At 41.7% G+C, this 2,735-nt stretch carries 3 protein-coding genes; 2 read left to right on the top strand and 1 reads right to left on the bottom strand.

All coding sequences use genetic code 11. The features are described 5' to 3' along the window. Positions 1-467 precede the first annotated feature (467 nt). Entirely contained in the window at positions 468-653 is a 186-nt protein-coding gene (locus ABFX15_RS02640) for a DUF1801 domain-containing protein (protein ID WP_346023972.1), read from the top strand. A 38-nt stretch (positions 654-691) separates the two neighbouring features. Then, the gene (locus tag ABFX15_RS02635; protein WP_346023971.1) at positions 692-1,549 is read left to right on the top strand and encodes an AraC family transcriptional regulator; all 858 of its coding nucleotides are present in this window, start codon (positions 692-694) and stop codon (positions 1,547-1,549) included. Positions 1,550-1,707: 158 nt separating this feature from the next. Here ABFX15_RS02635 and ABFX15_RS02630 read toward each other — a convergent pair whose 3' ends face one another. Then, the gene (locus ABFX15_RS02630) at positions 1,708-2,091 is read right to left on the bottom strand and encodes a hypothetical protein (RefSeq protein ID WP_346023970.1); all 384 of its coding nucleotides are present in this window, start codon (positions 2,089-2,091) and stop codon (positions 1,708-1,710) included. Between the last annotated feature and the right edge of the window lie 644 nt (positions 2,092-2,735).

Here is a 2,735-nt window from a genome sequence, read left to right as displayed (position 1 = left end):
CTGTTTGATCTCGTTGATTAACCTTAAGCCGATAGGCTTTCCAAGGTCTGATTAGGGTGCGAAACTTGAGTACTTAACTAGTATACAATGTATTGGCTCTCATAGTGAATAGAAAAAACGCAATCGCTTGCATAACAACACTAGTAATTAAGATAGTTGAGTGAATGAGAAGATTATTGGCTTTAAAACAGATTAGAATTAATGAGTCAGACGGATTATAATAGACTTAACAGAAAACAATAGCAGCTTATAAAACTGAAAAGGTGAGACGAGATGTACGATGCAAAAACTAAAGAGACCGACAATAGTGTCAGAACATTTATTGAAACAGTTGAGAGCGAGGCAAAAAAAAGCAGATGATTACCGCCTGCTAGAGATTTTTCAGGAAGAGACGGGATTCGAGCCGAAACTGTAGGGTCCAAGCATCATCGGATTCGGAAAGTATAAGTATCGATACGCCTCCGGTCATGAAGGGGATGCACCGCTTGCTGCATTTTCTCCCAGAAAGGGATCAGCTGCTGGCATCATTCGGCAAGCATAAAACGGGAAAGGCTTGTGTCTATATCAATAAACTTGATGATGTAGATAAGTCGATTTTGAAAGAGCTGATCAGAAAAACAGTGGACACGTATCAGAAGCTGTATCCTGAATAAGTTTTAAAAAATAGGATCCGACAGAAAGCAGGAAAAGCATGTTTATTGCATCTGAAAACTATGGACTGTCAAGACTGTCAAGACAACTGAATTATGTCTCCAGCGGACACAAGCCCCCAAAAAGTCATGAATGGGGGCCGGGTGTCCGGGATATTTATGCTATGCATTACATCATAAAAGGGAAGGGCATATATAAGACTCGCTCCGGAGAGTACGAATTAAAAGCAGGTCAGAGCTTCCTGATTTATCCTTACACTGAAATTTACTATTATCCAGATCCCAATGATCCATGGGAGTATGTCTGGGTAGAATTTACAGGAGAAGAGGTTGCTCACATACTTGACCTGACGAGCCTGTCAGCGGGTACTCCCATTACTGAGAAAGCTGAAAGTGATTTGAGCCTCTACTACTTTCTTGAAGAGAATAAAGAGAAATCGGTCGCTGAGGCTATTCGTATGGCAGCTAAGCTTCGGACGCTTCTGTCTTATTATATTGAACAGTTCCCTGAAGAGACCCGGTCTGAGAAAAATGATTATGTCCAGCAGGCAAAAGACACAATCTTTAAGCACTACTGGAAAGCCTTGCTCACTGTCACTGACATAGTTGAGGACGTCAATATTGAACGCAGTTACCTGTTCCGTCTGTTTAAAGCATCGACTGGTCTGCCGATTTCAACATACTTGAGAGATGTTAGAATTGAACAGGCCTGTCTGCTGATGCAGAAATCGAATCTGTCCGTAAAATCCATTGCCAATTCGGTTGGCTATAGTGATCCTCTTTGTTTTTCCAAAGTATTTAAAAAGGTCAAGTCCTATACACCGACCGAATACATAGCTTTGACCGGAAAATCTAACGAAAAAGAACACAGTTCCCGGATTCACGGTAATAAGTTATGAGGTCCTCCAAAGCTTGACGGTCACAGTCCAGTCGCTTTCCAAGGCAGACCAGACATGAAAACTGTCGGGCTGTCCGTGAGACGACCTTCAGATTTAAAGCGACTTCATCTGGATGAAGGGTGTGCGTACACGTCTGGCAGACATGAGCTGTCGACATGTCAGCGGACGACCTTTGCTCTGACGACCAGACAGTCATGAGCGGGAACGACTGGATTATATCGTTCTTTGAATTGACCTATTGGCTTGTGATCCCAGCAGTCGTAAAGATCAAGGGAATAACCTGACGCATAGGGCAGACCCAGATCCCAGAACTGAAGGGAAATCTCACGCTGCGCGTCACTCAAGTTAAAAAAGCCGATTGACAGATCACCATCTGACAGGACTTTTACTTGAATAAAGACATCATCATGGAACCACTGAGGCTCCGGCTTAATACGGTAAGCGCCTCTGCCTTCCACATCCTGATTGATTGCCAAGAGAACTTTGTTAAGTAAAATATTCTGGGTAGTTTCATTCGCCTCACGGATGTCGCAGCCGATCATCAGAGGGGAATAATTAGTGCATCAACTAATTTTTCAGATGGTAGAATGAAAGAAATGGGACACCTTGGTCATTACATTGAGGTTACCATCACTCAATCGAAAGATCAGAACTATGGAGTTTTAGATATAGCTGTGGGGATCTTGGCAGTATTTGAAGCCATCGAAACGTCTCCAGACACACTCCTCAGGGTGTGTGGAGAAAATCTATGTAGAATGGTTTCCTGAATCTGGATACCTGTTAAGAAAACAGATAAAATAAAAATGGCAGTGATCGCCCTTAAAGCTATTGCTGGAAAGAGCAGTGGAAGCTGAACAGCGACTCTGCTCTTTTTGAGTAAGTGAAAAAACACCCGGAAATGAGATGAATAATAAGCTGAAAAGTTGTGATTACAGAAGACATTTAGTGATATAATATCAGACTGTTCAGACTATATGGCTTTTAAGGTCTACTCATTTCCTCATTTAAAAAAAGTATCGAACGCTAGGGGTCATTTAACGGACCATCAAAGATAAATAATAATCGTTCTCTTTTCAAAATCATGTTAGTATTGAATAAGAAAGACTAATCACAGTGAGTGAACTAGGAAACTCCAAGGAATAATTGGGGGAAATAGCTCTTAAATGAGCATACAATTGATTGGTTT

The sequence above is a fragment of the Alkalibacterium indicireducens genome (assembly GCF_039522005.1).
Classification (GTDB): domain Bacteria; phylum Bacillota; class Bacilli; order Lactobacillales; family Carnobacteriaceae_A; genus Alkalibacterium; species Alkalibacterium indicireducens.
Note: the sequence above shows the minus strand (reverse complement) of the source record. Positions and strands in the feature narration are given on the sequence as shown.